This is a genomic window from Streptomyces sp. NPDC041200 (assembly GCF_055591805.1).
This window is the reverse complement of the sequence record NZ_JBVIZF010000038.1, coordinates 33,554-59,027: the sequence shown is the minus strand read 5'-3', so window position 1 is coordinate 59,027 and position 25,474 is coordinate 33,554. Positions and strand designations below refer to the sequence as shown.

Here is a 25,474-nt window from a genome sequence, read left to right as displayed (position 1 = left end):
GGGTGCTGCGCGCGGCGCAGTTCGACCGCCGTGACGGTGACCTGCCGCACCTGCGTTTCCTGCTGGAGCACGAGAATGCCGCACCCGCCGAGCGGTTCGAGGAGCGGCGGCTGGCCGCGACGCTGGTGGCCGCGCATGGGCAGGACATGGACGTGGCGCTGCTGCGGTCGGCCACGTGCGGGCAGGTCACCGGCAGAGCCGGGGCGGTGGAGTGGGCCCGCGCCGAGGAGGCGAGGCGGTACGGACGGGATCTGGCAGCAGAGAGCGAGTTCACCTGGATCGAGCTGGCCCACCGGCAGGGTCGCGTCGAGAACGCCCGGGTCGCGCTCATCCGCATGCTGGACGACACGGGCCCGGACGCGGACCGGCTGCGGGAACTGAGCCGCACGCTGGAGCGCATCGGCGACTACCCGCAGGCGGCCCGCGCCCAGTTCTTCCTCCTCTCGCTTCAGGACACGGCGTGGGACCGGGCCTGCGAGGCGTACGTCCTGGCCCGTCTGGAGCGCTGCAAGGGTGACCTCGCGGCAGCGGGGCGGGCGCTGGAACGGGCACGGGCCGCGGTCGGTGCCGACGGCACGACGTCAGACGCGACGGTGCGGCAATGGCGCCGCCGGGGACTCGGCCGATTGATCACCGAGCAGCACCTGGAACTGACACTGGCCGCGGTCGGGGCAGGTGACGCGGAACTCGCGCGTGCGACGATGGCGCACGGCAGGCACCTGCTGGACACGATCGGCAAGAACTCGGCGAAGGCACTCGCCGGACTGTCCACGCGAGCCAAATGGGCCGTGGCCGCACTTCCCACGCCCCGTGCCTGAGACCTGTCACCGCAATGCCGGAGCAGCGGCCGTTTCCGGGGCGGCCAGCACATGTCTCCCGCGGGGCTTGTGAAGCGCGGGCACGGCTACGACAGCGGGGCCGGGCAGGAATGCTCTGCCCGGCCCCGCACTCGATCCGTCTGGTCACGACCACCGCATGCCGATCACGGCCCGCTGCTCCCGGTCCCCGCCCTCACTCTGGCTCGCGGTGATCGTTTCGCCCTCAGGCGCTCGTCAGAAGGCGATCTTCCCGCTGACGTTGCGGTCGAACTTGAGGTAGAACTTGCTGCCGTCAGCCACACCGGTGGCCGTGGTCCCCCACTGACCGGCCTTGATCGTCCGTGGGCTGTTGCAGGAATGGTCCTTCCAGCAGGTCTGCACGCTCACGGTAGCAGCAGGCTTGATGTTGATGTCGGCGCAAGCGCTCGTCGTATAGGTCCAGTTCGGATAGGCGGGCCACACCTTGTTTGTCGTGCTGAAGCTCTTGGCGCTGCCGTAGCAGGACTGGATCTTGGCGTCGCTCCTCGGAGCGTCGGCCCGTGCCGAGACTGTGGTCGCGGCGGCCATCCCTGCTCCGAGCAATACGGCGGTCAGAGTGAATGATGCGACGCGTGAGCGCGCTGCCTTCATGTGTCCTCCTTGACGATGTTGCGAGGCGCCTTGTTGTAAGGCCTCGCCCCCGTGCATGCCAGGTGGGCCGACCGCTGCGGCTGGCTGCCTGGCATGCCCTTGAGTCCACCGTGTGTGCCATTGATGAGCACCCCCCTTCCACCACTCGCAACAAAGGCCGCCCCGCCGGTCAGCCGGGCTTGTCGCGCCCCGTCGATCACAAAGGCGGTGGTTGCCGTCACCACGGAGTGTGCGTAGCTTGGCGGTCGGTCCGTGCCCTGTCGATCGGGCGCGGGGGAGGGGGCGGGAGTGCCGGGGCGTCCTGAGCGTCCGCTGGATCCGGGCAAAGGCCCGTTACAAGAATTCGCATACGGTTTACGCAGACTGCGGGCGGAGGCCGGGGGGCCTACCTATCGGGCGATGGCGCGGCGCACCGGTCAGGGAGCGAGCACGCTTTCCCGGGCGGCTGCGGGTGAGCGTTTACCGACTCTCCCGGTCGTCCTGGCTTACGTGCAGGCCTGCGGCGGCGACCCGGAGGAATGGGAAGAACGCTGGCGCCAAGTGGCAGCGGAAGAGGCCGCCGAACCGCGCGCTGAGGACGACGCCGAACCTCCGTACCGGGGGCTGGCCCGCTTCGAGCCGGGCGACGCGGCCTTGTTCTTCGGCCGTGACCAGCTCATCGAGGACCTGCTGCACCTGACCGGCCGCCACCGGATCACCGCGATCGTCGGTGCCTCCGGCAGCGGCAAATCCTCTCTGCTGCGCGCCGGCCTCATCCCCCGCTTGCGCACCACCGACGACCCGGACATACGCCCGTCCGCCCTGCGCGTCATCACGCCCGGCGGGCAGCCTCTGCACAGGCACGACCAGCGGCTCACCCCGAAAGAGGGCGAAAAGGGAGACACGTGGCTGGTAGTGGATCAGATGGAGGAGCTCTACACCCTGTGCACCGACCCGGCCGAACGCGCCCGGTTCATCGACCGCCTCCTGAGCGCCGCTGCCCCGGCTAGCAGGCTGCGGATCGTCATCGCGGTTCGTGCTGACTTCTTCGGACACCTGGCCGGCCACCGGCCGCTCGCTGACGCGCTGCGCGACGCCACCCTCCTGGTCCCGCCCATGAACCGCGACGAACTCCGCGCGGCCATCGTCCGACCCGCCCAGGCCGCAGGCCTCATCGTCGAACGCACCCTGACTGCCCGAATCATCGACGAGGTCGACGGCGAACCCGGCGCCCTGCCACTGATGTCCCACGCCCTCCTGGAGACGTGGCACCGCCGCAAAGGCCGCGCCCTCACCCTCAGCCTCTACGATGCTGCCGGCGGTGTTCACGGTGCTATCGCTCAAACAGCTGAAGATCTCTACACCCGCCTGGCACCCTGCCAAGCCGCCAGCGCCCGCCGGATCCTGCTGCGCCTGATCACTCCAGGCGAAGGCGCCCAGGACACCCGGCGGCCCGCGCCCGTCAGCGAGCTGGAGACCGAGAGGTCCTCCGCTACCGCTGAAGTGCTGGAGCACCTGGTGAAGGCACGCCTGGTTACGCTCGACGGCCCCGCGGTGCACCTCGCGCACGAAGCTCTTATCGCCGCCTGGCCACGGCTGAGGGAATGGATCGACGAATCCCGCGAACGCCTGCGCCTTCATCGCCAGCTCACCGAAGCCGCCCGGACCTGGAATGACCTCGGCCGGGATCCTGGTGCGCTGTACCGCGGCACCCGACTCGCCACCGTCGAGGAAGTCTTCACCACAGCCCACACCAACAGCGACCTCACCACACTGGAACAGGACTTCCTCGCGCGCAGCTCCACCGCCCGCCACCACGAAGAACAAGCAGCCGCCCGCACGACCCGGCGCCTACGCCAATTCACCACTGCCTTGTCGATCCTGCTCGTCCTCGCCCTGACCGCCGGACTGGCTGCCTGGCAGCAATACCGGGTCAGCGAACAGCAGCGCCACCAAGCCCTCAGCGCCCAGCACATCGCGCACTCTCGCCAGTTGGCCGCACAGTCGGCCGGGCTTCGGCGCACCAACCCTGACCTGGCCTCGCTCTTGGCGGTCCAGGCGTATCGAACCAGCCCGACAAAGGAGGCTACCGCCAGTCTTTTCGCCGCGGCAGCTCTTCCCCTCCAGCACCGTCTGACCGGCCACACTGATGTTGTGTGGTCGGTGGCGCTCAGTCCGGATGGTCGGAGCTTGGCGAGCGGGAGTGCCGACAAGACGTCGCGGGTGTGGGATGTGGCCACCGGAAGGTTGCGCTCCACCCTGACCGGCCACACCGGCGCCGTGCGAGCGGTCGCGTTCAGCCCGGACGGCCGTACCCTGGCCAGTGGCGGCACCGACAAGACCGTACGCCTGTGGAATGTGGCCACCGGCAGGCTACGGCCCGCCCTGGCTGGACACGCTGATGCCGTGACTTCGGTGGCGTTCAGTTCGGACGGTCGCACTCTGGCCAGCGGCGGGGCGGATGACAAGGTCCGGGTGTGGGATGTGGCCACCGGGAGGGTGCGCTCCACCCTGACCGGCCACACCGCTCCCGTGTGGTCGGTGGCGTTCAGTTCGGACGGTCGCACTCTGGCCAGCGGCGGGGAAGATGCGAAGGCCCGGGTGTGGGATGTGGCCACCGGAAGGGTGCGCTCCACCCCGGCCGGCCACGCCGGTGCCGTGCGGTCGGTGGCGTTCAGTCCGGATGGCCGCGCTCTGGCCATCAGCGGAGAGAAGAAAATCCAATTGCGGGACGTGGCCACCCGAAAGCTGAGAACCACTCTCACCAGACCCACCGACTTCGTGGGGCCGGTGGCGTTCAGCCCGGATGGCCGGTTTCTGGCAAGCAGCGGGGATGACGGGGAAATCCGGTTGTGGGAGCCGACTACGGGTCGACTGCGGTCCAGCCTGACCGGACACAGCCGCTTCGTGCGCTCGGTAGCGTTCAGCCCAGACGGCCACACCCTGGCGAGCGCCAGCAGCGACAAGACGGTACGCCTGTGGGATGTGACCACCCGCAGGCTACGGTCCACCCTGACCAGGCACAGCGAAATCGTGCGGTCGCTGGCGTTCAGCCCGGACGGCCACACTCTGGCCGGCGGTGGAGTGAACGGAAAGATCCGCTTGTGGGACGTGGCCACCGGAAAGCTGCGTACCACCCTCAGCGGGCCCACCGACTTCCTGGAGTCGGTGGCGTTCAGCCCCGATGGCCGCACCCTGGTAGCCAATGGGGAGGATGAGAAGATCCGCTTGTGGGACGTGGCCACCGAAAACCTGCGCACCACCCTCACCGCACACACCGACATCGTGAGGTCGGCAGCATTCAGCCCCAACAGCCGTACGTTGGCCAGCGGCGGGGAAGACGGGAAGATCGAGTTGTGGGACGTGGCCACCGGAGAGCTACGCGCCACCTTGACCGGGCACACCGATATCGTGTGGTCGGTGGCGTTCAGCCCGGATGGCAACACTCTGGCCAGTGGCGGGGAGGACGGGAAGCCCCGGTTGTGGGACGCTTCTCTCCCCGACCCGGCCTCCTCCATCAGGAAGGTTTGCCAAGCGGTCCATAGATCCTTCACCCGAAGTGAACGGTCGCTCTATCTTGCGGGCCAACCCTCCAGTCCCGTGTGCCGAGCATGAAACGCGGCGCGGTCGAGCCACCGGCTCATGCCGTACGGAGGCCAGTGCGAGAGACCCGGTGACGCCGCGGGGTCCACACCCGGGGCCAGGTCTACGCGAACGACGACACCATCGCCCGATGGAAACCAGGCCGCACCACAGCCAAGAAGTCCGGTTCGCCGCCGAGCAGCCAGGCGCCCAATCTGAGTACGTACCTGAGTATCCGAGCGGATGAGGAGCCGATCGCGACCGCCGATCCTTTGCCCATGAGTGAGACACCGGTCAAGCACCAGAGCACGACCGCGTTCTACGGTCAGGCGGTCGCCTCCTTCTCCATCGCCATGGCGGCCACCGCCATCGGCATCTTCCGGCTGAATGCCGACGCCTGGGTGCGCGGCTTCCTGGCCATCGCCGTGCTCTACCTGGTGACGTCGGCCTTCACCCTGGCCAAGGTGATCCGGGATCGGCAGGAGGCCGGGCAGCTCGTCAGCCGGGTCGATCAGGCCCGGGTGGAAAAGCTTCTCGCCGAGCACGACCCCTTCGAAAAGCTGTGAACACGTCCGGGAGGGCCTGAGCGGGTCAGACCTGGTTGGCCGTGTAGGCGCGTCGGTCACGGCGCCGGCGAAGCCGGTCGGCGAGAAGGATCGCTCCGACGCCGATCCCCGCACCCATCAGCGTGCTCACCCGGCCCCAACCAGTCCATAGGCTGGACCCTACGGTGATGCCGCTGAAGCGGGGTGCGACGATCCGTGGACTGCCCCGTGCCCCGGGCCCGTGCCACCGGGCCGGTGCGGGGCAGTCTTGCCCAAGCTCCGTTGCTCGAACGGAAGTTATGTACCTGAGATCGGAACACTGCTTTAATTGGGTAGTTGATCTTGAGTCCAGGCCCCTCGGAAAGGCGATCGTGATGTCCCCCGCCCTCTACCAGCCCCGCTCCCGTTCCGAGGCCCCGTCCGACGTTGCAGGCGCCGGCGTTCTCCGCGTCGTGTCCGACTCCCGCACTCCGGTGTTTCTCACCGTGCACGCAAGTGGACGACGCCGGTACGGCTACTGGCAGCCGTACGACTCCGCCACCAAGAGGGGAGGTTGCTATGTCGCCCTCCCCACCCCCGAATGCGACAGGCTGTACTCCGAAGGGCGGACCACTCTCGGCGACCCCCTGGTGGATCCGGCCAAGACCACGTACCGCGTATGGCCCGCCCGTTCGCCGGTCGTGCCGGTACGTATCCGAGTGGCACCCGCACCCGCGCGCGCGGTGGCACGGGCGCTTGCTGCATGAGCTGGGGTTTCACCGCCCTGCCGCCCCAGACCGACGAGGCCGGAGGCTCACTGGCACTCCCCGTACCCGGCCCTGCGGGACGCACGGTGATCCGAAACCCTAAGCGTTGTGGGGGAGTTGGGTGCCCAGGAGATCTTCCATCGCGGCTGTCATCCCGGCGGCGAGGTCGAGGCGCGGGTCGATGAGCCACTGGAGCTGGAGGCCGTCCCACAGGGCGACAAGGGATCCCGCGATCGCCTGGGGGTCCCTGCTGTTGGAGATGCGGCCTTCGTCCCGGTCCCGCCGGATGGCGATCGCGAGGGCAGCGATGACCCTCTCGTACCTGTGACGGAACCACTGGTGCGCGGGATGGTCCGAAGCTGAGGATTCGGCAGCCATGAGGGCCAGCAACCGCAGCATCTCCGGCCGCTCAAGATTGCGACGAACGTACCGCAGCACAGCGTACGCCACGCCCTCCGTCCGGGTGTCCGACCGGAAGGATTCGACGCTCGCGGAGTCGGCGTTCTCAAGGACGGCCACGAGGAGCGCGCTCTTGCTGGAGAAGTGGTGCACGACGCTGGTCAGGCTGAGATCGAGTTGTTTCGCGATCTCCCGCAGCGACCCGCCTCGATAGCCGCGCGCGGAGAAGACGGATGTGGCGGAGCTGATGATCGCGGCTCGGCGCCGCGCGCTCTTGGCGTAGGGGCCACGCCGGGCGGCTGGGCGGATCTCTTCGGTCATGGCATCCAACCCTATGGCGGCGCGCCGCGCCGCGCTTCGAAGGAGAGGACGGATACGTCGGCCCTAGACCTCGACCCGCCACTCCTCGGACCAGTCGAGGAAGGCCGTCTCTCTGTGGAAGCGGGTCGCCAGCCACGCGTAGCGCTGGTGGAGGCGGAAGCGACGCCGTGACGGCGCGCTCGGGCGGGACCTCGGCCGCTGTCGGCCGTCTTCGGCGCCCCCAGCGGCGTGGTCGCCGCCTTCCTCGCGTAGGGGGCAGCGTCATGACCGTGCCCTCCATGCGGCGCGCCGGGCACGATGCACATGGTGAGCACACTGGCCAACCCACTCACCCTGGCACGCACATCCCTGACCGGATCTAGGCCTCGTCGTACGTCGGGCTGCTCACCGTAGTCGTGGTGGCGATGAACCGCCGCGCGATCCGGGACCTTGCTCGGGTGCCGCTTCGAATGCGATGCGACGCCGTGGTCCTGTGCGGTGCCGGGGCCGTCGAGAAGGCGGAGCAGCGAGGCGGCCCCCGCCTCACGTCTCGGTGAGGGTCCCGGCCGGGCCACGTCTCCCGTGCGCCGCCGCCGTCACGTGCCTGAGAGCCTCTCGAAGATTCCTTTCGGCGAGCGATGAGTTCCGTGGGACAACGCGGTCCATCCCTGTGAAGGCCACAGACGAAGGAGACGGCCCGTGTACCAGCAGATGATCTTCGTAAACCTCGCGACGAACGACCTGGAGACCTCGAAGAAGTTCTTCACCGAGCTCGGCTACTCGATCAACCCGCAGTTCACGACGGATGACTGCGCATGCGTGGTCATCAGCGAGACGATCGTCGCCATGCTGCTCACCAGACAGCGCTACCAGGACTTCACCAACAAGGAGATCGCGGACTCCACCAAGACCTCGGAGGTGCTTCTGTGTCTGAGTGCGGCGAGCCGCGCGGAGGTCGACGAGCTGGTGGACAAGGCGCTGGCTGCGGGCGGCGCGCCCGCCGGAGAGCCCCAGGACCACGGCTTCATGTACGGCCGGTCCTTCCAGGACCCCGATGGTCACACCTGGGAAGTGGTGTGGATGGACCCGTCGGCTGTCCAGAGCTGAGCTGACCCGGACGCGCATGCAACGGGCGGAAGCGGCACATCGTGACCGACTGCCTCGGCCTACCGTCTGAAGAACTGCCTCAGGGCCACCGGCCGGGACACCAACGTGGCCTGACGACTGGCCACGTTCAAGCGTACCGGCCCGGCCGCGCACCGGAGAGTACGCGGAAACCAGGGCACGCTGGGCACGCTGGCAACTATCTCTGCGCAGTCCGACGTACCGGTGGCGCGAGCTGAGGCTGGAGGTCAGTGCCCGTAGCGGTGCACGGTCTCCGGGTGGATGACGACGCGGAGTGGGTCAGCGGCCAGCATCATGGCGAGGTCGTGGGCCCGGGCCTGGTCGTCGAGGTCCCAGTAGCGAGCGGCGAGGCGGGAACACAGGTCGTGCGCTCCGTCGGCCGCCATCGTGGTGCGGCCGACGACGGACACCCAGCGCTCACGCTCACCTACCGGGGCTGCGACAACGATCGAGGCGCGGGGGTCGCGGTGCAGGCGCCGCACCTTCAGCGAGCCCGGCTCCGTGAAGAACTGGATCGTCCCCTCTGCGGTGGCCTCGAACCACACTGGCCGGGGCTGTGGCGGCTGCGTTCCCCCGGCCACGGACAGGAACCCGTGCAGGGGGCGTCCGAGGAACTCGAGGTCCTCGGCGGTCAGCCGGCTGGTGGCGGTGCTCATTGCGGTCCTTTCAGAAGATGCTGGCGTGACGGTGGATGGAGGTTTCGCTCCGTTCGCTCACCGCGATCACGGCGGGCTGACAGCGCGGACCGGATGCGCGGCGGCAACCGTTGGGAGACCACCCCGGCGCGCAACACCCCCACCGCCGGAGTCCGGCGCAGCCGCTGGACGGCCGCCCGAGAGGTCATGGCCGCCAGGCTCCCGCTGCCGCGGCCCGCACCACGTAGTCCTCGAAGTTTCGGGGCGCTCGCCCCAACACGGTGGCGATACCGTCCGTCGTTTCGGCAATCACCCCGCGCTCCATCAACACGAACATCTCGGCGACGTGGTGCGCGTCGTCCTCGCCCCACCCCTCCGCGACCAGCGCCGCGGTGTACTCGGCGGGGGAAAGCCGCTTGTAGGTCATGGGCAGTCCGGACGCCCGGGAGATCAGCTCGACGGCCTCCTCGAAGGTCAGCGCGCGCGGCCCGGTCAGCTCGTAGATCCGCCCGGCGTGCCGGCCGGGCTCGGCCAGCACCGCGGCCGCGGCGTCGGCGACGTCCTCCAGGTCGATGAACGGCTCGGGGACAGCACCGGCCGGGAGCGCCAGTTCGCCGGCGACCAGCGGGGCGTGGAAGAGGTCCTCGTCGAAGTTCTGGTTGAAGTTCGACGGCCGCAGGACGGTCCACTCCAGTGCCGAGCCGCGCACGGCGTCTTCGGCCGAGCGCATGTCCAGGCCGAACGTGGAGTCGCCCCAGGCGTCGGCGCCGTGCCCGGAGAGCAGGACAAGGCGCTGCACGCCGGCGGCCTCGGCCCGCGCCACGAACTCGTGTACCGGTCCGGGCACGGGCGGGGGTACCACGTAGGCGGAGGTGATGCCCTGCAGGGCCGAATCCCAGCCGTCGGGGTCGGACCAGTCGAAGCGGGTCCGGCTGGATCGGGAGGCGGCGCGCACCTGCGTGCCGCGCAGCCGCAACCGGGCGGCGACCCGTCGGCCGGTCTTGCCGGTGGCGCCGAGGACGAGGGTGGTGTCGTTGCTCATGGCAGCGATTCAACGGCGTCTGCTCGGACGAATACATAGGTGAAAAGCCGGATCGCATGTGTGATCGTCTAACCTCGGTGGGGTGGACGCGTTCGGTGACCTCTTCCGCGGGATGCGGGCCCAGGGCTCGTTGTTCGGCAACTCGATCCTGTCCCCGCCCTGGGCGTTGCACTTCGTGGACGGCGCGCCGCTGACGTTGTGTACCGTCCTCGGCGGGGCGGGCTGGATCGTGCCGGAGCACCGCCCGCCCGAACAGCTCCGCGCCGGCGAGACGGTCATCGTGCGGGGCCCCGCACCGTTCACCTTCGTCGACGAGGTCGGCACCCGGGCCGAACCGATCGCGTGCGGCGAGCACTGCGCGACGCCCGAGCAGGGCGGGACCCGGCACCGGCTCGGCTGGAACGACTGCGACGGCGACGCCGGCGACGGCGCGACGACGCTGATCGTCGGCGCCTACCCGGTACGCGGCGAGATCAGCCGCAGGCTGCTGGACGGGCTGCCCGTCGTGCTGCACGTCGTATCCGGCGGCGGGACCGACGCCGTACTCGACCACCTCGCCGCCGAGGTCGCCACCGACACCCCGGGCCAGCAGGTGGTCCTCGACCGGCTGCTGGACTGGATGCTGGTGTGCGCGCTGCGCGAGTACTTCGACCGGCCCGGCGGCGAGCCGCCCGCCTGGTACGCCGCCCAGCGGGACCCGGTGGTCGGCGACGCGCTGCGCCTGCTGCACGCCGAACCAGCGGCCCCGTGGACGGTGTCCTCGCTGGCCGACCGGACCGGAGTGTCACGTTCCACGTTGGCGAAGCGGTTCGCCGACCTGGTCGGGGAACCGCCACTGACCTCCCCCCCCCCCCGGCGCATGACGCTCGCGGCGGACCTGCTGGCCGAACGTGAGGCGGCGACCGTCGCGGAGATCGGCCGCACCGTGGGCTACTCCGACGCGTTCGCGTTCAGCGCAGCGTTCAAACGGATCCGAGGCGTCAGCCCGAGCCGGTTCCGGCGCACCGGTACGGTCGTTCCCGAGCGGCCGACCGTCCCGCCCCTGCGGCCTCCGGGCACCGAACTGCCCGTCGTCCCCGCTCCTCCTCCCGGCGTTCGTGTGCGGTCCTGATGCCAGGACCGTAGACCTGGTATCAGGAACTCCACGGAACCGGGATCAGTTCAGGGCCGCCGCCGATGGGCGGCGGGGAAGCCGTAGCCCGAGCATCTGACACAGCGGCTTGCGGGGCTTTGGCGGGCTGTCGCGGGAGCCGCCATGGGGATGACACCGCCCGCACCACTGCCCGCAGTGACCGGCCCGCCGTGATCCGGCCGGTCGGCACGGTACTGGCCGAGCAGAACGACGAATGGATCGAGGCCCGCAGCTACTGATACGTGGCTGCTCAGCCGAGTTGGCACCACTCGCCAACTCGGCTGCTTCATGTGCCACACCCCAAGGTCCAATCGGCTCAGGCACTGCGCGCCTTGGCCGGGCGGGCTGCCGCCGGTGGAGCATCGGTGGGGCGGCGATCTCGGTTAGGGCCGCCCGACACCGCCCCACCGCGTGAAGAGGTCCGCCCATGAGACCGTTCGACGATCCGCTGTTCCGGTTCCTCGCCGACCGGGCGCTGGAAGTCATCAAGGACGACACCCTCGGCGTCACGCCGAGCGCGACGTGACCGGCGCTCCGCGCGGGGACGCGCCGGGCTGGGACGCGCCGGGCGGCGGCCGCTACGGCGAGGCCGTATTCCGTCCGGAACAGGCAGGCGAGGGCGAGCGCATCGACTTCGGCGCCCTCGCCTACGACGACATCACCATGGCGCGGCTGCGGGCACTCGGGTTCGGCCCGGGGTGGCGCTGCCTCGACGTGGGTGCCGGCACGGGCACGGTCTCCCGCCGGCTGCTGGACGAGGCTGGAGTGGCGAGCGTGCTCGCTGTGGACCGCGACGTACGTTTTCTCAGCGCGCGGCCCGTGCCTGGGCTCGATGTGCTGGAGGCCGACATCACCGCCCCGGACTTCGTCCCCGACCAGTTCCGGCTCGTCCACGCGCGCTTCGTACTGATGCACCTGCCCGAGCACGACCGCCTGATCAGGCAACTCGCCGAACTCGTCGTGCCCGGCGGCGTGCTGGTGCTCAGCGACGCGGTCGACCTGACGAGCGACCGGGCGCCCGGCACGCCGTACAGCGCGGTGATGCGGGCGATGTGGCACACCACCCCACAAGAAGCGGCTGAGGCAATCTCGCGGTGGTTACGTGAAGGCGGCACCCAAAGCCCCTCGGGTGCCTACTGCGGATGGCGGGACCTGCAGGACGGGAAACTGTCGCCGACGTACCCGGAGATCACCGGCTACGTCCTGGGATTCCTGGCACAAACGCCGCTGGACGGCGCCCACGCTGCGCGGGCGGCAGCGGCATGTGCCTGGCTCAAAGCTCGCACCGAGGCCGGTGATTTTTCAGCTCGTCCGGAGAAGACCGGACGAGCGGTCTACACCTTCGACCTCGCGATGGCCGCCCACGGGCTGATGAGATACGGCCTCGCGACCGGCGATGCCGCCGCCGTCGCCGCCGGACTCCGCAACGCGGAGGTACTGGTCACTGAGGCGCGACACGACGGCTCCCTGCCATGCGTCATACCGGGGACCGCAGACGTACCGCTCACAGCCTCCTGGTCCACCAACGGGCACGCACATCTGCTCAAGTGCGTACAGGCCCTGCTCTCCGCCGACGCTCTCGGCTTCACCGCGGCACGAACGGCCGCCGAGCGCATAGTCGGGAACGCACTCAACAGAGGAGAGAAGGCCGTAGGAACCCTGACGGACGGCTGCCGCAGTGGCAACCAGACCAGCCTGCACGCGCTGTGCTACGCCGCGGAAGGGATGTGGATCTGGGGCGCCTACCACGCCGACGAGGCATCCTTGAGCCTGTCACGCCGTATCACCGAGTGGATATGGCGGCAGCGCCTGCCCGGAGGCGGCTTCCCAGGCTTCGTACCCATCCACGATCACGATGCCCGCACGGTCCAGCAGTCCGACGTCCTGGCCCAGGCGGTGCGGCTCGCCGCACTGCACAAACTCCCCGGACCGGGCATGGAGAAGGCGACAGCTACCCTGCTGGACTCCCTGCGATGGCAGGGGCCCGTGGCCGCGGTCCGCTACCGGCCGTACACGGAGGATCTCCATCTCAACTGCTGGGCCTCCTTGTTTGCCGTCCAGGCACTGCGGCTGTGCTCCGGTGACCAGGACATGCTCCAGTGGTCCGAACTGGTGTGAAAGGTAGGACACTAGGGGCTGTCCGGCGGATCATGTGACCGTTCTGGGGTCGGCTCGTTGGCATGTCCATGGGGCGGGGAGATCTGTCGAACGATGAATGGGTCCGGTTGAGGCCACATCTGCCGAAGTCCGGCAAGCGGGGCGGTCGTTGGGCGAGCCATCGCAGGATCATCAACGGGATCCTGTACCGGAACCGCACCGGTGTGCCGTGGCGGGATCTGCCTGCGCGTTTCGGCAAGTGGAAGACCGTGTACGAGAGGCACCGACGCTGGTCGGCGGACGGCACCTGGGACAGGCTCTTCGCGGCCGTCCTGGCGGACGCCGACGCCGAGGGTCGCATCGACTGGTCGATGGTGAGTGTGGACTCCACCTCCTGCCGGGCCCACCAGCACGCCGCCGGAGCCCGCAAGAGACGCCCGCGGGTGTCGGGAAAAGAACAACGCCCCGGCAGCACCGCCCCGATGAGGGACTCGGGCGCTCTCGGGGCGGCCTGACCTGCAAGATCCATCTCGCCGGGGAAGGCGGACGCCGCCCCCTGGCCTTGCTGATCACACCGGGCCAGTGGGGCGACGCCCCGCAGTTCACCCCCGTCGTGGACCGCATCCGAGTGGGCCGTCTCGATGGCGGACGCTCGCGTACTCGGCCCGACCATGTCGGTGGGGACAAGGCGTATTCGTCCCGCCGTAACCGCCGCTACCTGCGGCGACGCCAGATCAAGCACACCATCCCCGAGCCGAAGAACCAGCGCGCCAACCGCCAAAGCCGAGGCAGCAGGGGCGGCCGGCCCACCGGCTTCGACAAGACGATCTACAAAAGGAGGAACGAAGTCGAGAGAACGATCAACGCCCTCAAGAACTCCCGAGCCGTGGCCACGAGATACGACAAACGCGCCTACATCTTCCACGGCACCATCACTGTCGCAGCGATCAGGCTGTGGCTTCGCACAGCTCCCTCATCGCCCGCCAATTGAACCACACTTGACCTCAAGTATGGTTCAGCTTCTACGTTCATGGTCATAGGCAAGAGCCCCCAAGGAGGCAGTCTCCATGACCACGAACGCCACTCCCGAGACCTACCGCAACGCTGTCGTCGCCCACATCATGGTCGATGGCGCCGCGAACGCGATCGACTTCTACACCCGAGCATTCGGTGCCACCGAGCTGTTCCGCCTCGGCGGCCCCGACGGACGCATCGTGCACGCCGAAGTCACGATTCACGGTTCCACCGTCATGCTGGGCGACGCCGAGGGGCCACTCTTCAGCGCACCGACGGCCATCGGCGGCACCACTGTGGGCCTGCACGTCTTCGTCGATGACGTCGATGCGCTGGCGCAACAAGCCACCGCGGCTGGTGCGGAACTCCTGCAACCACCGACCGATCAGTTCCATGGCGACCGCACGGCCATATTGAAGGACCCCTATGGTCACGTCTGGGTCTTCCTCACCCATCTGGAGGACCTCACGCCGGACGAGGTGGCCCGCCGAGCCGGGGAACTCGTCCTCTGAACGATGATCCGCCGGACAGGCCCTAGCAAGAGATGCGCGGCGCGCATATAGTGCGCGTGGCGTATCCAGTTCCTGAGGGTGGCCGACGGGAGAGCGGGTGCTCGTCGTGGCGGAACCAACGCGCAGGCATCGGAGGCAGGAAGGGGGCGGGACTGGCGGGCGTGCTCCGGCCGGTCCCCTGAACCAGTGGTGATCGAGTACGAACCTCGTGACATGCGGGCCCGCAACAAGCAGGCCACACGTGAGGCGATCGGCGCAGCGGCTCTGCGTCTGGCGCTGGAGAAGGGCCCTGACGGATTGGCTTCGGTGCGGGTGCGTGACATTGCCGAGGCTGCCGGGGTTGCGCCCAGGACGTATAACAACTATTTCTCCAGCCGAGAGGAAGCGATCTGCGTCTTCCAGGGGGATCGAGCTCGTCGCCTTGGTGGGGCTCTGTGGTGCAGGCCCGCGGGTGAGGCACTCGACGAGGCGATCGCCGCGGCGGTGGTTGATGTCTTTGCCGACCCTGAACCCGATCGGGCCGGGATGGCCATGATTATGTCCACTCCGGCCTTGCAGGGTGAGGTGTTGAAGGCGTTCGGTATGGCTGAGGAGTCTTTGGCTGCGGCGATTGCTGAGCGTTGTGGTGTTGATGTGAGGCAGGTGTGGCCGGCTGTTGTGGCTGCCTCTGTTGTTGGGGCTGTGCGTGTGGCCGGCCGGCGTTGGCTTGCTGGTGCTGGTTCTTTGTCTTTCGCTGAAGTGCTGCGCGAGGCTTTGGGGTGTGTTGTTTTTGCTGAGCCTTCCGGGGTCGATCGCGTGTAAGGCTTTTCATTTCGTTGCCTTGTCTGGTGCGGTGTTCTACTGGCAGGCGGTCATCCTGGGGGGTTTGGTGGGTTGTTTTTTGGGGGTTATGTTTTGGTGTTTGGTGGGGGTGTGTTGTGTATGTGTTTGGGGAGGAGGGTGGTTGGGATGATGGCGAGGGTGAGGATGGCTGTGGTCCACCAGAAGGTGTGGTTGTAGGCGGGGGTGAGTGTGTCGGGTGTGGGGGTGGTGTGGTGTTGTTTGGTGAGTTGGAGTTGGAGGATGACGCTGGTGATGGCTGTGCCGGCGGAGAGGCCGATTTGTTGGAAGATGCGTGATCCGCTGGTTGCTTTGGTGAGTTGTTCGGGTGGGAGGCCGATGTAGAGGGCGGTGGTCATGGAGAGGATCATCATGCCGAAGCCGATGCCGGTGATGAGCATGGCGGTGATGATGGTGAGGTTGGGGGTGTGGGGGTTGAATTGGGTGAAGATGAGGCGGCCGGTGATGGCGCAGGTGAGTCCGGCTGTGCCGGTGCGTAGGGGGCCGATGCGGTTGAAGGTTTTTCCGATGGTGAGGGAGGCGAGTGCGGAGCCGATGCCGGCGGGTACGAGGAGGAGTCCGGCGTCGAGTGCGGTGTTGGAGTGGACTTGTTGGAGGAAGAGGGGGTCGATGAATCCGGCTCCCATGGTGAGGCCGAGGAGGAGGAGTAGGGCGCTGGAGGTGGCGAAGCCGCGGTATTTGAAGAGGGTCAGGGGGACGAGGGCGTCGGTGTTGGGGCGTGCGGCGTGGAGTGTGAAGGCGGTGACCATGGCCGCTCCGGTGGTTAGGGCGGCGATGACGTGGGTGGTGCCGAATCCGGTGGTGGTGGCTTGGGAGAGGCCGTAGACGATGGCGACGAGTCCGGGGACGAGGAGTGCGACGCCGGTGATGTCGAGTTTGGTGCCGGTGTGGGCTTTGATGTTGGGCATGGCCCGTCCGGCGAGGAGGAAGGTGAGGGCTCCGAGGGGGAGGTTGATGAAGAACATCCATCGCCAGCTGAGGTGGTCGACGATGATGCCGCCGAGGACGGGGCCGAGTGTGGGGCCGATGACGGAGGGGACGGCCATGAGGGAGACCAGTCGGGCGCGGCGTTCGACGCCGCCGGCGCGGATGAGCATGGCCTGGCCGACGGGGGCCATCATGCCGCCGCCGAGTCCTTGCACGATGCGTGCGGCGATGAGTGTCCATACGGAGTTGGACAGGCCGCACAGCAGTGATCCGGCGAGGAAGCTGATGAGGGAGAAGTTCCACATGGTCCGGGTGCCGAACCGGTCCGCGGCCCATCCGGCGATGGGCATGCCGGCCATCAGGGCGAGCAGGTAGGCGGTTACCACCCATTGCACGGTGGAGACGGGGACGGACAGTTCCCTGACGAGTTTGTCCAGGGCGATGCTGACCATGGTTCCGTCGAGCTGCATCAGCAGCATGCCGAGCAGGACGACTCCCGCGATCTTGAGTAACTCCGGGGGGAGGTGTTGTTCGTTGCCTGCCGCTGGGGGGTCACCGGCCGTTGTCTGTGCCATGGGCTGTCCTTCGTTGGGCGGGCGTGGCCTGGCTGAGGGGGCCTTCGGTACGGCGTCACGCTCCCACAAGGTTGCGTGGCGCGCAATTCCGTGCAGATACTGCACGTGTGGGGGTGGCGGTCGGCCGTGGCCCGTTTCAGGTGATCTTTAGCTGGGTGGGTTTTGCTGTGGGCGGTCTGGGTTTGATCGAAGGAGACATGATGGCCGTCGACGTGCCTGTTCAGATGCCGCTTTTCTCCGATGGTGGTGCGCGGGCCCTGGGGTGGCTGGCGCGGATGCGTGAGGAGCGGCCGCTGTGGGTGGACGCGCGCGGTATGTATCACGTCTTCCGGTATGAGGATGTGCAGGCGGTGATGGCTGATCCGGCGCGTTTCTCGTCCAATATCGCCCGGTTCATGCCGGGGTTTGATCCTGAGGAGGTCAGTGCCAATCTGTCGTCGCAGGATCCGCCGGAGCACCGGCGGCTGCGGCAGCTGGTGAGTCAGGCGTTCACGCCGCGGACGGTTGCTGGTCTGCGGCCGCGGATCGCTGAGATCGCCCGGGATCTGGTGGCTTCTGTGCCGGGGGATGAGTTTGATTTCGTGGAGCATGTGGCGTATCCGCTGCCGGTGACGGTCATCGCTGAGCTGCTGGGGGTCTCGCCGGGTGACCGGGCGTTTTTCCGGTCGTGTGCTGATGCTCTGCTGGGTACGCGGACGCAGGCGTCGTCTGCCGCTGGGCAGGCCAAGGCTCTCGCGGAGGCGAACAGGGAGCTGCAGGAGTACCTGGCTGCTGAGGCCCGGCGGCGTCGGGTGGATGGTTCGGGCGGGCTGATCGGGGCGCTGGCGGCCGCGGAGCTGGAGGGGCGGCGTCTGACGGATGTGCAGGTCGCCACGTTGTCCGGGCTGTTGCTGACGGCCGGGCATATCACGATCACGCTGCTGCTGGGGAACATTTTGCTGTGCCTGCGCGACAACCCTGATGTGGGGGTGCGGCTGCGCGGGGACCGGTCGGTGATTCCCGCGGTGTTCGAGGAGGCGCTGCGGCTGCGGCCGCCGTTCCACCGGGCGGTCCGCGTCTCCACGCAGGAGGTGGAGATCGCCGGTGGTGTGATCCCGGCGGGGGGGATCGTGATGGCCTCGACGTTGTCGGCCAACCATGACGGCCGGCAGTTCCCTGATCCGCAGGTCTTTGATATCGACCGGAACCCGAACCGGCATCTGGGGTTCGGTCACGGTATCCATTTCTGTCTCGGTGGGCCGCTGGCCAGGGTGGAGATCGAGGTCGCGCTCAATGTGCTGCTCGATGAGTTCGCCGAGCTGGAGGTGGTGGGCGAGCCGGTCTTCCATGACTCGGAGTTCTACGGCCCGAAGCAGTTGGCGGTGTCCGTCGCCCGCTCGGCCGGCACCATCGCCGGTGCGAGGAAGAATGAGCCAGAAAGAGGCAGGAACTGATGGAGTACACGCGTCTGGGATCGTCCGGACTGAAGGTCAGCCGGCTCGCGCTGGGCTGCATGAGTTTCGGTGATCCCTCGCCGGTCCAGCCGTGGACGCTCGGCGATGAGAGTGCCGAACCCGTCTTCCGGCAGGCGGTGGAGCTGGGCATCACTTTCTGGGACACCGCCAACATCTACGGGATGGGTGCCTCGGAGGAGATCGTGGGGCGCGCGCTGCGGAAGTACACCCGGCGTGAGGATGTCGTCCTGGCGACCAAGCTGTTCTTCCCGATGCGGCAGGGGCCCAGCCGGCCGGGGCTGTCCCGCAAGGCGATCGTCGAACAGCTGGATGCCTCGCTGGACCGGCTGGGCACCGACCACATCGACTTGTACCAGATCCACCGGTTCGATCCTGAGACCCCGGTCGAAGAGACGATGGAGGCGCTGCACGACGTCATCAAGGCGGGCAAGGTCCGCTACATCGGGGCGTCGTCGATGTGGGCCTGGCAGTTCGCCAAGATGCAGCACGCCGCCGAGCTGAACGGGTGGACGAAGTTCGTCTCCATGCAGGACCAGTACAGCCTGCTGCAGCGTGAGGAAGAGCGGGAGATGTTCGGCCTGCTCGCCGACCAGGGCGTGGGCAGCCTGCCCTGGAGTCCGCTGGCCGCCGGGCTGCTGGCCCGTCCGTGGGGTGAGAAGGGCACGGCGCGTGCCGGGACCAACCGGCCCACCGACCCCTACGGGCGTCCGCTGTACCTGGACAGTGATGAGGCGGTCGTGGGCGCGGTGGAGCAGATCGCCCACGGGCGCGGCGTGCCGATGGCGCAGGTGGCCATGGCGTGGGTGCTGAAGAACCCGGTCGTCAGTGCCCCCCTGGTCGGCGCCACCAGGCCGGACCACCTGGCCGACGCCGTCGCCGCGCTCGGTATCCAGCTCACCGGCGAAGAGATCGCCTTGCTTGAGTCGTCCTATGCCCCGCGCCTGCCGACGCACTTTTGACCCTGCCGGTCCGGTGGGGCCCCGGGCGCCGGTGACGGCCGGCCCAGGGGAATGACGGATCGAGGGCAGGACAGGCGTTGACGGCTTTGGCCCGGCTCCGCGCGGAGCCGGGCCAAAGCCATCATCGCCTGTTTTAGGGGGAGTTCAGATATAGCTGGTGGGATGGGCGTCAAGCCGGGGTATGAGAAGGGGTGGCAATGGTGACCAAGGAAGCCAAGGCGATCGAGAAGACGGCGGGTCCGATTGCTTCGGATCTGCCTGATGCTTACCTCGACCTGCTGAAGAAATGTCTCCTTCGATTCCACGACGGCGCCGCATTCCCGTACACCACCGACTCGGGAAGCGAGAGCGATACGCGTCTGGCCTATCTGGCGGGCAAGGGGATCATGCCGCACGTGCAGGCGGATACCATGGTCAGCCAGGAGCGTTTGGACAACATCCAGCAGTGCACCGCCACGGTCATCCGGGAGGGAATTCCCGGTGACCTCATCGAGACCGGGGTGTGGCGGGGCGGCTCGTGCATCCTCATGCGTGCTGCCCTCACGGCGTTCGGCGACAAGACGCGGAAGGTCTGGGTCGCCGACTCCTTCGACGGATTCCCGCCTCCGACCGACAAGTACCCGTCGGACCCGTGGAAGGGGCGCAGCCAGGACATCATCGGCGCGATGGGCGTTTCCCTCAAGGTCACCTTCGACGAGGTGAAGGCGAGGTTCGAACGGTACGGGCTGCTCGATGAGCGCGTGGAATTCCTGACCGGATTCTTCGAGGACACGCTGCCGAGCGCGCCGATCGAGAAACTGGCGGTCCTGCGCCTGGACGGTGACCTCTACCAGTCCACCTACGAGGCCCTCGACATTCTTTACCCGAAGCTCTCGGTGGGCGGCTACTGCATCATCGACGACTACTTCTACACGATGTGCAGCAAGGCGGTGGACGACTACCGCCGGGAGCACGGCATCGACGATCCCATCGAAGCGGTCGACTGGACCTGTGTCCAGTGGCGCAAGACCAAGTAGAGGCAGCGCGTCCGGGTCCGTGATCCGGGTCAGTTGTCCCCGTTGGCCGGGGGAAGGCCGTGGCCCCGCGCGGGCGGCCCGGCCAAGCCCCCCTGGGGGGGGAGAGAGGTGCTGCCTCCGTTTTGATCACGGGATGCCGTGGGCGGGGGTGAGGCCTGTTCCGGGGCGGGGGCGGGCCGGGTCGTTCGCTGGCGGTGTGGGCTCCTGCGGTGGGGTGGAGGGTGCTGCTGTAGGTGAGGCCGCGCAGGCCGGTCATGACCGCGCGGGCGGGGGTGAGGGAAGAGCGGTCCGCCGACGGTGACGGCCTCGACTGCACGGGCCTGCTGGCCTGGGTGGCCGCCCTCGCCACAGCGGTCGCGGGCGGGCTTTGGCCCGCGGGCGGGCTTCGGCGGGGGAGCGGGTGTGGTCGTTGTGCGCCTGCGGGGCGGCCACGCCTGACCACGGGTCACTTCTCGTCCGCATCCCCGGATCAGCCCCCCGGCGGGGCGGATCCGGGGACGCCGGTGGTTCTCGTGCCGGTCTCGCGCAGTGCGGCGGCCAGGGCGCCGTCGTGGCGCACGGCCGTCAACACGACGCGGCTGCCGCCGGGCCGGCGCCCACCGCCCAGACCCTGGCCGCCAGCCGCCAGCCGCCAGTCGCCAGCCGCCAGCCGCCAGCCGCCAGCCGCGAAGGCGCGGCGGTGCGAAGGGGCGGCGGTGCGAAGGCTAGATGGTGCGGCGGTGCGAAGGGGGCGTGGCGCGCGTGGCTGGTCGGCACCGGCGGCGGCCTGGTGGGCGCGGCGCTGTTCCCGCTCGGGGGCCCGCTCGGGGCCCGTTCGGGGCCCGTTCGGGGTGGGGGTCGAATGCGGCCGGTGCGGGCCGAAGAGGTCAGCGGGGCGAGCGCGGCCTCGCTCAGGGCGGCCGTATTCACCTTGCCGCAGGCCTCGTGTGGCGTCCGCTCTCCCGGTGCGCGGTATCGTCCGGCGAACGGGTCCAGGGGGGAGCCGGGTGGGGCGGGTGTGTGCGGCTCGCGGCGGCGGGTCCACTTGGCTGTCGCGGCAGGGGAGTGGTGAGTGGCGCTGGTCATCGCGCACACTCCCTGCCGCGAGCAGTGCGGGCAGCCGGTAGCGCACCTCAGGCGGATCACCGGGGGCCGGGAACCGGTTCCAGGGCACCCCGCAGACCCGCGGGCACCACGGGCGCCCCGCCGAGCAGCCACTCACCACGCGGCGACCGCGACTCTCCCCGGGCCTCCGGGCCTCCGGGCCCCGGGCCCTGGCCCCGGGCCCTGGCCCTGGCCCCTGGCCCTGGCCCTGGCCCCTGGCCCTGGCCCCGGGGGCCAGGGTGATGCTGGTGATGTCCGGCCCCGCGCGCGGCCCGTGCGCGGCCCGCCCACGGCGCCCCCCGGGGGGGGCATGCCGTGGGCGGACCTTTGGGCCGGAGGGTGTGCCGGGAGGTGCTGGTGGTCAGGTGCTGGTGCTCCGTGCCTGGACCGCCTTGCTCACTTCCTGTATGACCAGGTCGACTTCCTCGTCGAGCAGGTCCTGGTGGGCCGGCAGCAACAGGGCCGTGTCCGAGACGGTCTCCGTCACCGGCAACACGGCATCCGTACCGCCGTACCGCCGGACCCTGTGCAGGGGGTAGTAGCGCCAGGAGGTGTAGATGCCCTTCGCCAGGAGGTCCTCGCTCACCCCGTCCCGGATGGCCCTGGTCTCGAACCGGACCCAGTAGAAGTAGTGGGTCGAGACATGGCCTTCGGGGAGCGGGGGAGGGGTACGGACGCCCGGGACACGGGAGAGCGCCTGGTCATACCGCCGCGTTATGGCGCGCCGCCGGTCGACGAATTCCGGGAGCCTGCCCAGCTGTACCTTGCCCATCGCGGCGGTCATGTCGTTGCCGACGAGACGGCGCCCGATGTCCTCTATGTCGAAACTCCACCACAGGTGCGGCGACTTGGCGGCGGTGGTGAACGAACTGCGGTCCTCAAGCCCGTGGTACGCCAGCCGGCGTGCTCTGCGGGCCACCTCGGGATCCCGTACGTAGAGCATGCCGCCGTCGCCGGTGGTGATGACCTTGCGTGAGTCGAAGCTCCAGATGCCGAAGTCGCCGAATGTGCCGCACATTCGGCCCTGCGCGCTTGAGGCGACCGAGACGGCCGCGTCCTCGATGAGCGCGATACCGCGTTCTGCGCACAGTGCGGCGATCTTCTCGACCTCGCCGGGGTAGCCGCCGTAGTGCAAAACCATCACCGCTTTGGTGCGCGGAGTGAGTACGGCGATGATGTCCTCGAGGCGGGGGTTGAGTACCGAGTCGTCGATGTCGCAGAACACCGGGCGGGCGCCGGCGTCGATGACGCAGTTGGCGTTGGCGATGAACCCGTTCGAGGGCAGTACGACCTCGTCGCCCGGTCCGATGCCGGCCAGCTCCATGGTGAGGAAGAGCCCGGACGTCGCTGAATTGAGGAAGAGGAGGCTGCTGGCCGAGACGCCGAGGTGCTGGGCGAACTGCTCCTCGAATTCTTCCGTCTGCACCCCGGACCCGAGCCATTTGCTGTCGAACACGGCGCTGATCGCGGCGAGTTCTTCCGCGCCGACGCTGGGCTGGGTCACATTAATCATGTACGTGTCTCCCGATCATGCAGTCCGGTGGTCAGCGGCGGGTTTCGGGCTGTGCGCGCGGAAAGACTGGGCAGCGCGCATGAGTAATTCAAGTATCGTGCACCCGGCTAAATGTGGCCTAAACCTTTCCTGGTGGCCGGTGTTTTAGAGGGGTTTCAGCTGGCCGTTGTAGATTACGGCTCCTTGGTCAGTCGGTATACCGGTAACCCAGCCGGACCTCGGAGGTAGTATGACCGGCAGCGGCAGTGCGATCGACAATGCTGTTTTCGATGAGCGCCTTGACAATTTCCAGAAGTGGCAGGAAACCCCGTGGGGGCGGCTTCGTTATTCGGTCGTGGCGGCCAACCTGGACCGTCATCTGGATGAGGGCCCGCTGCGTGTGCTGGATGTGGCGGGCGGCAACGGCCGGGAAGGTGTCCGGCTTGCCGAGCGTGGCCACCACGTCACGGTCCTGGACGTGGCGCCGGTGTCTTTGCGCGGGGCGCGGGAACTCGCCGCGAAGCGCGACGTTGCCGGTCTCATCGAGGTCCGCGAGGGTGACGCGCACGATGTGGCGGACCTCTTCGCCGGGCAGGAATTCGATCTGCTGCTGTGCCACAACCTCCTGCAGTACGTTCCGGACCGCGCTGACGTGGTCCAGGGGATCGTGAAGTGTCTGAAGCCGGGCGGTCTGCTGTCCGTGGTCGGCCCCAACGCCTGCGCCGTACCGCTGGAGGCCGCCGTCCGGGAACTCGATCTCGCCGCGGCCCGCGGTGCCGTGGACGCCAAGGTCAAGCCCAATGTGGTCTACGGGAAGGACGTGTCGGTCCTGACCGCGGAGGAGATCGGCGGCCACCTCGGTGACGCCGGTGTCGAGGTCATCGGCCACTACGGCGTGATGAGCGTGTGCAACCTCATCGCGGACAACGAGATCAAGTACGACCCGGCGTTCTACGCCCGGCTGGAAGAGCTGGAGATCGCCCTGGCCAGCCGGATGCCGTATCCGCTGACCGCGCGGATGTTCCACCTGATCGGGCGGCGTCCCAGTTGACGGCCATCGGGCGACTTTGAGGGGTTCTTGTCATGCGGATTCTGTTCACCTCGGCTACTTTCCGATCGCACCTGTATCCGCTGGTTCCGCTGGCGTGGGCGCTTCGCGCGGCGGGGCACGACGTGCGGGTGGCGGTGCAGCCGTCTTTGACCGGCGATGTGACCGCCGCCGGTCTGCCCGCCGTTGAGGCCGGCCGCGGGCCTGACTTCATGAGCGAGCTGAGGGCCTCCATCGGCGGCGGCGAGGGTGGTGCGGCCGGGGCCGCGCCGACCATCGACCAGATCGTCGTCCCGCACATCCGGATCGCCGAGGCGGTCGTGGCCGACCTTCTCCCCTTCGCTCGGCACTGGTCGCCGGACCTGGTGGTGGCGGACCCCGCCGCCTTCGCCGCGCCGGTCATCGCCAAGGCTGTCGGCGCTCCGCTGGTCCTGCACACCTGGGGGCCGATGCCCGACCAGTTGTGGGGGGACCTGACCTCCGAGCGTGCGGTGCGCGACAACTGGCCGAAGGACCTGGTGGCCTTCCTCGACAAGTGGGATGTGCGGTTGGGCCCGGAGTACGCCGATCTCGTGGTGGATCCCTGCCCGGATGAACTGCTCTCCGTACGGATGGCGAAGCGGCAGGCGGCGCGGTACGTGCCCTACAACGGCGCGGCCCTCACACCGGCCTGGCTCGATGAGCCCAAGCGGCGCCCGCGGGTGTGCATCACCTGGGGGACCACGAGCGAGTTCATGGGAGCGGAGGTACTGCGGCCCCCGCTGCTGGCCATCGAGGCGCTGGCCGACATGGACGTCGAGATCGTGGCGGCCCTGGGCAGGACTGGCCGGGAACTGCTGGGCGAGACGCGTGAGCAGGTACGGGTGGTCGACTGGATGCCGTTGTCGATGCTGATGCCGACCTGCGACGCGCTCATCAGCCAGGGTGGCCCCGGCACGGTGTTGGCCGCCGTCACGCATGGCGTGCCGCAACTTGTCGTGCCGCAGATGAGCGCGCAGCCGCTCGGCGCCGAGCTGCTGCGGGCCAGCGGGGCCGGTATGACGCTCACGCCGGATGAGCTGACCGCCGGCTCCGTGGCCGAGGTGGTCCTCGAACTGCTCAACGGGACCGTGGCCGGGCCCGCCGCCCGGGCGCTGGCCGAGCAGAACGCCGCCCGGCCCGACCCGACCCAGATCGTCCCCCTGCTGAAGGGGCTGGCGGACGCAGGCCGGTAGAACCGCACGCGCAGACACCGACGCGGGCTGCGAACCCTCCCTCCAGGGGGCGTTCGCAGCCCGCGTTTGGTTTCGCGGCCCGCGTCGGTGTGGCCTGCCCCTGGCCTTTCTCCTGGTGCCCGGTTCGGGCCCCAGGCCCCCCGGCCCCAGGCCCCCGGCCCCGGCCCCAGGCCCCGGGGGGGCCTGGGGCCGGGTGGGGCCGCCGGGTGGGGCCGCCGGGTGGGGCCGCCGGGTGGGGCCGCCGGGTGGGGCCGCCGGGTGGGGCCGCCGGGTGGGGCCGCCGGGTGGGGCGTGGGCGGCCAGGGCGGTG

General features: G+C 68.8%; 19 protein-coding genes and 1 pseudogene. 14 read left to right on the top strand and 6 right to left on the bottom strand.

Annotated elements, in window-relative coordinates:
• A partial coding sequence (locus ACZ6CL_RS37705) for a tetratricopeptide repeat protein (protein ID WP_468944727.1) occupies positions 1-818 on the top strand: 818 nt, incomplete at its 5' end.
• Positions 819-1,052: 234 nt separating this feature from the next.
• On the opposite strand, the gene ACZ6CL_RS37700 is transcribed toward ACZ6CL_RS37705, so the two are convergent.
• Positions 1,053-1,448 carry a hypothetical protein gene (locus ACZ6CL_RS37700; RefSeq protein WP_468944724.1) on the bottom strand — a complete coding sequence of 132 codons (396 nt, stop codon included), beginning with the start codon at positions 1,446-1,448 and terminating at the stop codon, positions 1,053-1,055.
• A 252-nt stretch (positions 1,449-1,700) separates the two neighbouring features.
• On the opposite strand from ACZ6CL_RS37700, the gene ACZ6CL_RS37695 reads away from it, so the two are divergent.
• Both ACZ6CL_RS37695 and ACZ6CL_RS37690 read left to right on the top strand, forming a co-directional pair.
• Positions 1,701-5,042 (top strand): nSTAND1 domain-containing NTPase, encoded by a 3,342-nt coding sequence (locus ACZ6CL_RS37695; protein WP_468944722.1) that lies wholly within the window; start codon positions 1,701-1,703, stop codon positions 5,040-5,042.
• A gap of 245 nt (positions 5,043-5,287) precedes the next feature.
• Positions 5,288-5,575 (top strand): YiaA/YiaB family inner membrane protein, encoded by a 288-nt coding sequence (locus tag ACZ6CL_RS37690; RefSeq protein WP_468944720.1) that lies wholly within the window; start codon positions 5,288-5,290, stop codon positions 5,573-5,575.
• Between the two features lie 824 nt (positions 5,576-6,399).
• Here the strand turns inward: ACZ6CL_RS37690 and ACZ6CL_RS37685 are convergent.
• Entirely contained in the window at positions 6,400-7,020 is a 621-nt protein-coding gene (locus ACZ6CL_RS37685; RefSeq protein WP_468944717.1) for a TetR/AcrR family transcriptional regulator, read from the bottom strand.
• A 678-nt stretch (positions 7,021-7,698) separates the two neighbouring features.
• Here ACZ6CL_RS37685 and ACZ6CL_RS37680 point away from each other — a divergent pair.
• A complete protein-coding gene (locus ACZ6CL_RS37680) occupies positions 7,699-8,106 on the top strand; it encodes a VOC family protein (protein WP_468944716.1) in 408 nt (135 codons plus the stop codon).
• A gap of 245 nt (positions 8,107-8,351) precedes the next feature.
• On the opposite strand, the gene ACZ6CL_RS37675 is transcribed toward ACZ6CL_RS37680, so the two are convergent.
• Both ACZ6CL_RS37675 and ACZ6CL_RS37670 read right to left on the bottom strand, forming a co-directional pair.
• Complete coding sequence (locus ACZ6CL_RS37675; protein WP_104780104.1) at positions 8,352-8,780, bottom strand: pyridoxamine 5'-phosphate oxidase family protein; 429 nt, start codon at positions 8,778-8,780, stop codon at positions 8,352-8,354.
• A 184-nt stretch (positions 8,781-8,964) separates the two neighbouring features.
• Positions 8,965-9,801, bottom strand: coding sequence for an NAD(P)H-binding protein (locus tag ACZ6CL_RS37670; RefSeq protein WP_307049218.1), 837 nt, complete (start codon positions 9,799-9,801; stop codon positions 8,965-8,967).
• Between the two features lie 82 nt (positions 9,802-9,883).
• Here ACZ6CL_RS37670 and ACZ6CL_RS37665 point away from each other — a divergent pair, with 82 nt between their 5' ends.
• From ACZ6CL_RS37665 to ACZ6CL_RS37645, 5 genes and pseudogenes are all read left to right on the top strand, one after another.
• Complete coding sequence (locus tag ACZ6CL_RS37665) at positions 9,884-10,912, top strand: AraC family transcriptional regulator (RefSeq protein ID WP_468944713.1); 1,029 nt, start codon at positions 9,884-9,886, stop codon at positions 10,910-10,912.
• 543 nt (positions 10,913-11,455) lie between these two features.
• Positions 11,456-11,989, top strand: a pseudogene (locus ACZ6CL_RS37660) (class I SAM-dependent methyltransferase); the annotation flags it as partial.
• Positions 11,990-13,119: 1,130 nt separating this feature from the next.
• Positions 13,120-14,021, top strand: a protein-coding gene (locus ACZ6CL_RS37655; protein ID WP_468944730.1) for an IS5 family transposase whose coding sequence is annotated in 2 segments (ribosomal slippage) — positions 13,120-13,510 and positions 13,510-14,021 — 903 coding nt in all. Because the reading frame shifts where the segments join, the coding sequence is not laid out codon by codon here.
• 76 nt (positions 14,022-14,097) lie between these two features.
• Entirely contained in the window at positions 14,098-14,556 is a 459-nt protein-coding gene (locus ACZ6CL_RS37650) for a VOC family protein (RefSeq protein WP_468944712.1), read from the top strand.
• A 186-nt stretch (positions 14,557-14,742) separates the two neighbouring features.
• Positions 14,743-15,357 (top strand): TetR/AcrR family transcriptional regulator, encoded by a 615-nt coding sequence (locus ACZ6CL_RS37645; protein WP_468944710.1) that lies wholly within the window; start codon positions 14,743-14,745, stop codon positions 15,355-15,357.
• A gap of 86 nt (positions 15,358-15,443) precedes the next feature.
• On the opposite strand, the gene ACZ6CL_RS37640 is transcribed toward ACZ6CL_RS37645, so the two are convergent.
• Positions 15,444-16,898, bottom strand: coding sequence for a DHA2 family efflux MFS transporter permease subunit (locus ACZ6CL_RS37640; protein ID WP_468944708.1), 1,455 nt, complete (start codon positions 16,896-16,898; stop codon positions 15,444-15,446).
• A gap of 107 nt (positions 16,899-17,005) precedes the next feature.
• Here ACZ6CL_RS37640 and ACZ6CL_RS37635 point away from each other — a divergent pair, with 107 nt between their 5' ends.
• The 3 genes from ACZ6CL_RS37635 to ACZ6CL_RS37625 all read left to right on the top strand — a co-directional run bounded on the left by ACZ6CL_RS37635 (position 17,006) and on the right by ACZ6CL_RS37625 (position 20,327).
• Positions 17,006-18,331: a cytochrome P450 gene (locus ACZ6CL_RS37635; protein WP_468944706.1), complete on the top strand. Its 1,326-nt coding sequence runs from the start codon at positions 17,006-17,008 to the stop codon at positions 18,329-18,331.
• Positions 18,331-19,311 carry an aldo/keto reductase gene (locus ACZ6CL_RS37630; RefSeq protein ID WP_468944704.1) on the top strand — a complete coding sequence of 327 codons (981 nt, stop codon included), beginning with the start codon at positions 18,331-18,333 and terminating at the stop codon, positions 19,309-19,311. The genes ACZ6CL_RS37635 and ACZ6CL_RS37630 overlap by 1 nt, the downstream gene beginning before the upstream one ends.
• Positions 19,312-19,508: 197 nt before the next feature.
• Entirely contained in the window at positions 19,509-20,327 is an 819-nt protein-coding gene (locus ACZ6CL_RS37625) for a TylF/MycF/NovP-related O-methyltransferase (RefSeq protein ID WP_468944701.1), read from the top strand.
• A gap of 1,444 nt (positions 20,328-21,771) precedes the next feature.
• Here the strand turns inward: ACZ6CL_RS37625 and ACZ6CL_RS37620 are convergent.
• Positions 21,772-22,923 (bottom strand): DegT/DnrJ/EryC1/StrS family aminotransferase, encoded by a 1,152-nt coding sequence (locus ACZ6CL_RS37620; RefSeq protein WP_468944700.1) that lies wholly within the window; start codon positions 22,921-22,923, stop codon positions 21,772-21,774.
• 334 nt (positions 22,924-23,257) lie between these two features.
• On the opposite strand from ACZ6CL_RS37620, the gene ACZ6CL_RS37615 reads away from it, so the two are divergent.
• Both ACZ6CL_RS37615 and ACZ6CL_RS37610 read left to right on the top strand, forming a co-directional pair.
• Entirely contained in the window at positions 23,258-23,953 is a 696-nt protein-coding gene (locus ACZ6CL_RS37615) for a class I SAM-dependent methyltransferase (protein ID WP_468944697.1), read from the top strand.
• A 32-nt stretch (positions 23,954-23,985) separates the two neighbouring features.
• Positions 23,986-25,164 (top strand): nucleotide disphospho-sugar-binding domain-containing protein, encoded by a 1,179-nt coding sequence (locus ACZ6CL_RS37610; protein WP_468944695.1) that lies wholly within the window; start codon positions 23,986-23,988, stop codon positions 25,162-25,164.
• Positions 25,165-25,474 lie beyond the last annotated feature (310 nt).

Coding starts and splice junctions, on each gene's coding strand:
- ACZ6CL_RS37700 (WP_468944724.1), bottom strand. CDS start 1,448: ATGAAGGCAGCGCGCTCACGCGTCGCATCATTCACTCTGACCGCCGTA.
- ACZ6CL_RS37690 (WP_468944720.1), top strand. CDS start 5,288: ATGAGTGAGACACCGGTCAAGCACCAGAGCACGACCGCGTTCTACGGT.
- ACZ6CL_RS37685 (WP_468944717.1), bottom strand. CDS start 7,020: ATGACCGAAGAGATCCGCCCAGCCGCCCGGCGTGGCCCCTACGCCAAG.
- ACZ6CL_RS37675 (WP_104780104.1), bottom strand. CDS start 8,780: ATGAGCACCGCCACCAGCCGGCTGACCGCCGAGGACCTCGAGTTCCTC.
- ACZ6CL_RS37670 (WP_307049218.1), bottom strand. CDS start 9,801: ATGAGCAACGACACCACCCTCGTCCTCGGCGCCACCGGCAAGACCGGC.
- ACZ6CL_RS37650 (WP_468944712.1), top strand. CDS start 14,098: ATGACCACGAACGCCACTCCCGAGACCTACCGCAACGCTGTCGTCGCC.
- ACZ6CL_RS37640 (WP_468944708.1), bottom strand. CDS start 16,898: ATGGCACAGACAACGGCCGGTGACCCCCCAGCGGCAGGCAACGAACAA.
- ACZ6CL_RS37630 (WP_468944704.1), top strand. CDS start 18,331: ATGGAGTACACGCGTCTGGGATCGTCCGGACTGAAGGTCAGCCGGCTC.
- ACZ6CL_RS37625 (WP_468944701.1), top strand. CDS start 19,509: ATGGTGACCAAGGAAGCCAAGGCGATCGAGAAGACGGCGGGTCCGATT.
- ACZ6CL_RS37620 (WP_468944700.1), bottom strand. CDS start 22,923: ATGATTAATGTGACCCAGCCCAGCGTCGGCGCGGAAGAACTCGCCGCG.
- ACZ6CL_RS37610 (WP_468944695.1), top strand. CDS start 23,986: ATGCGGATTCTGTTCACCTCGGCTACTTTCCGATCGCACCTGTATCCG.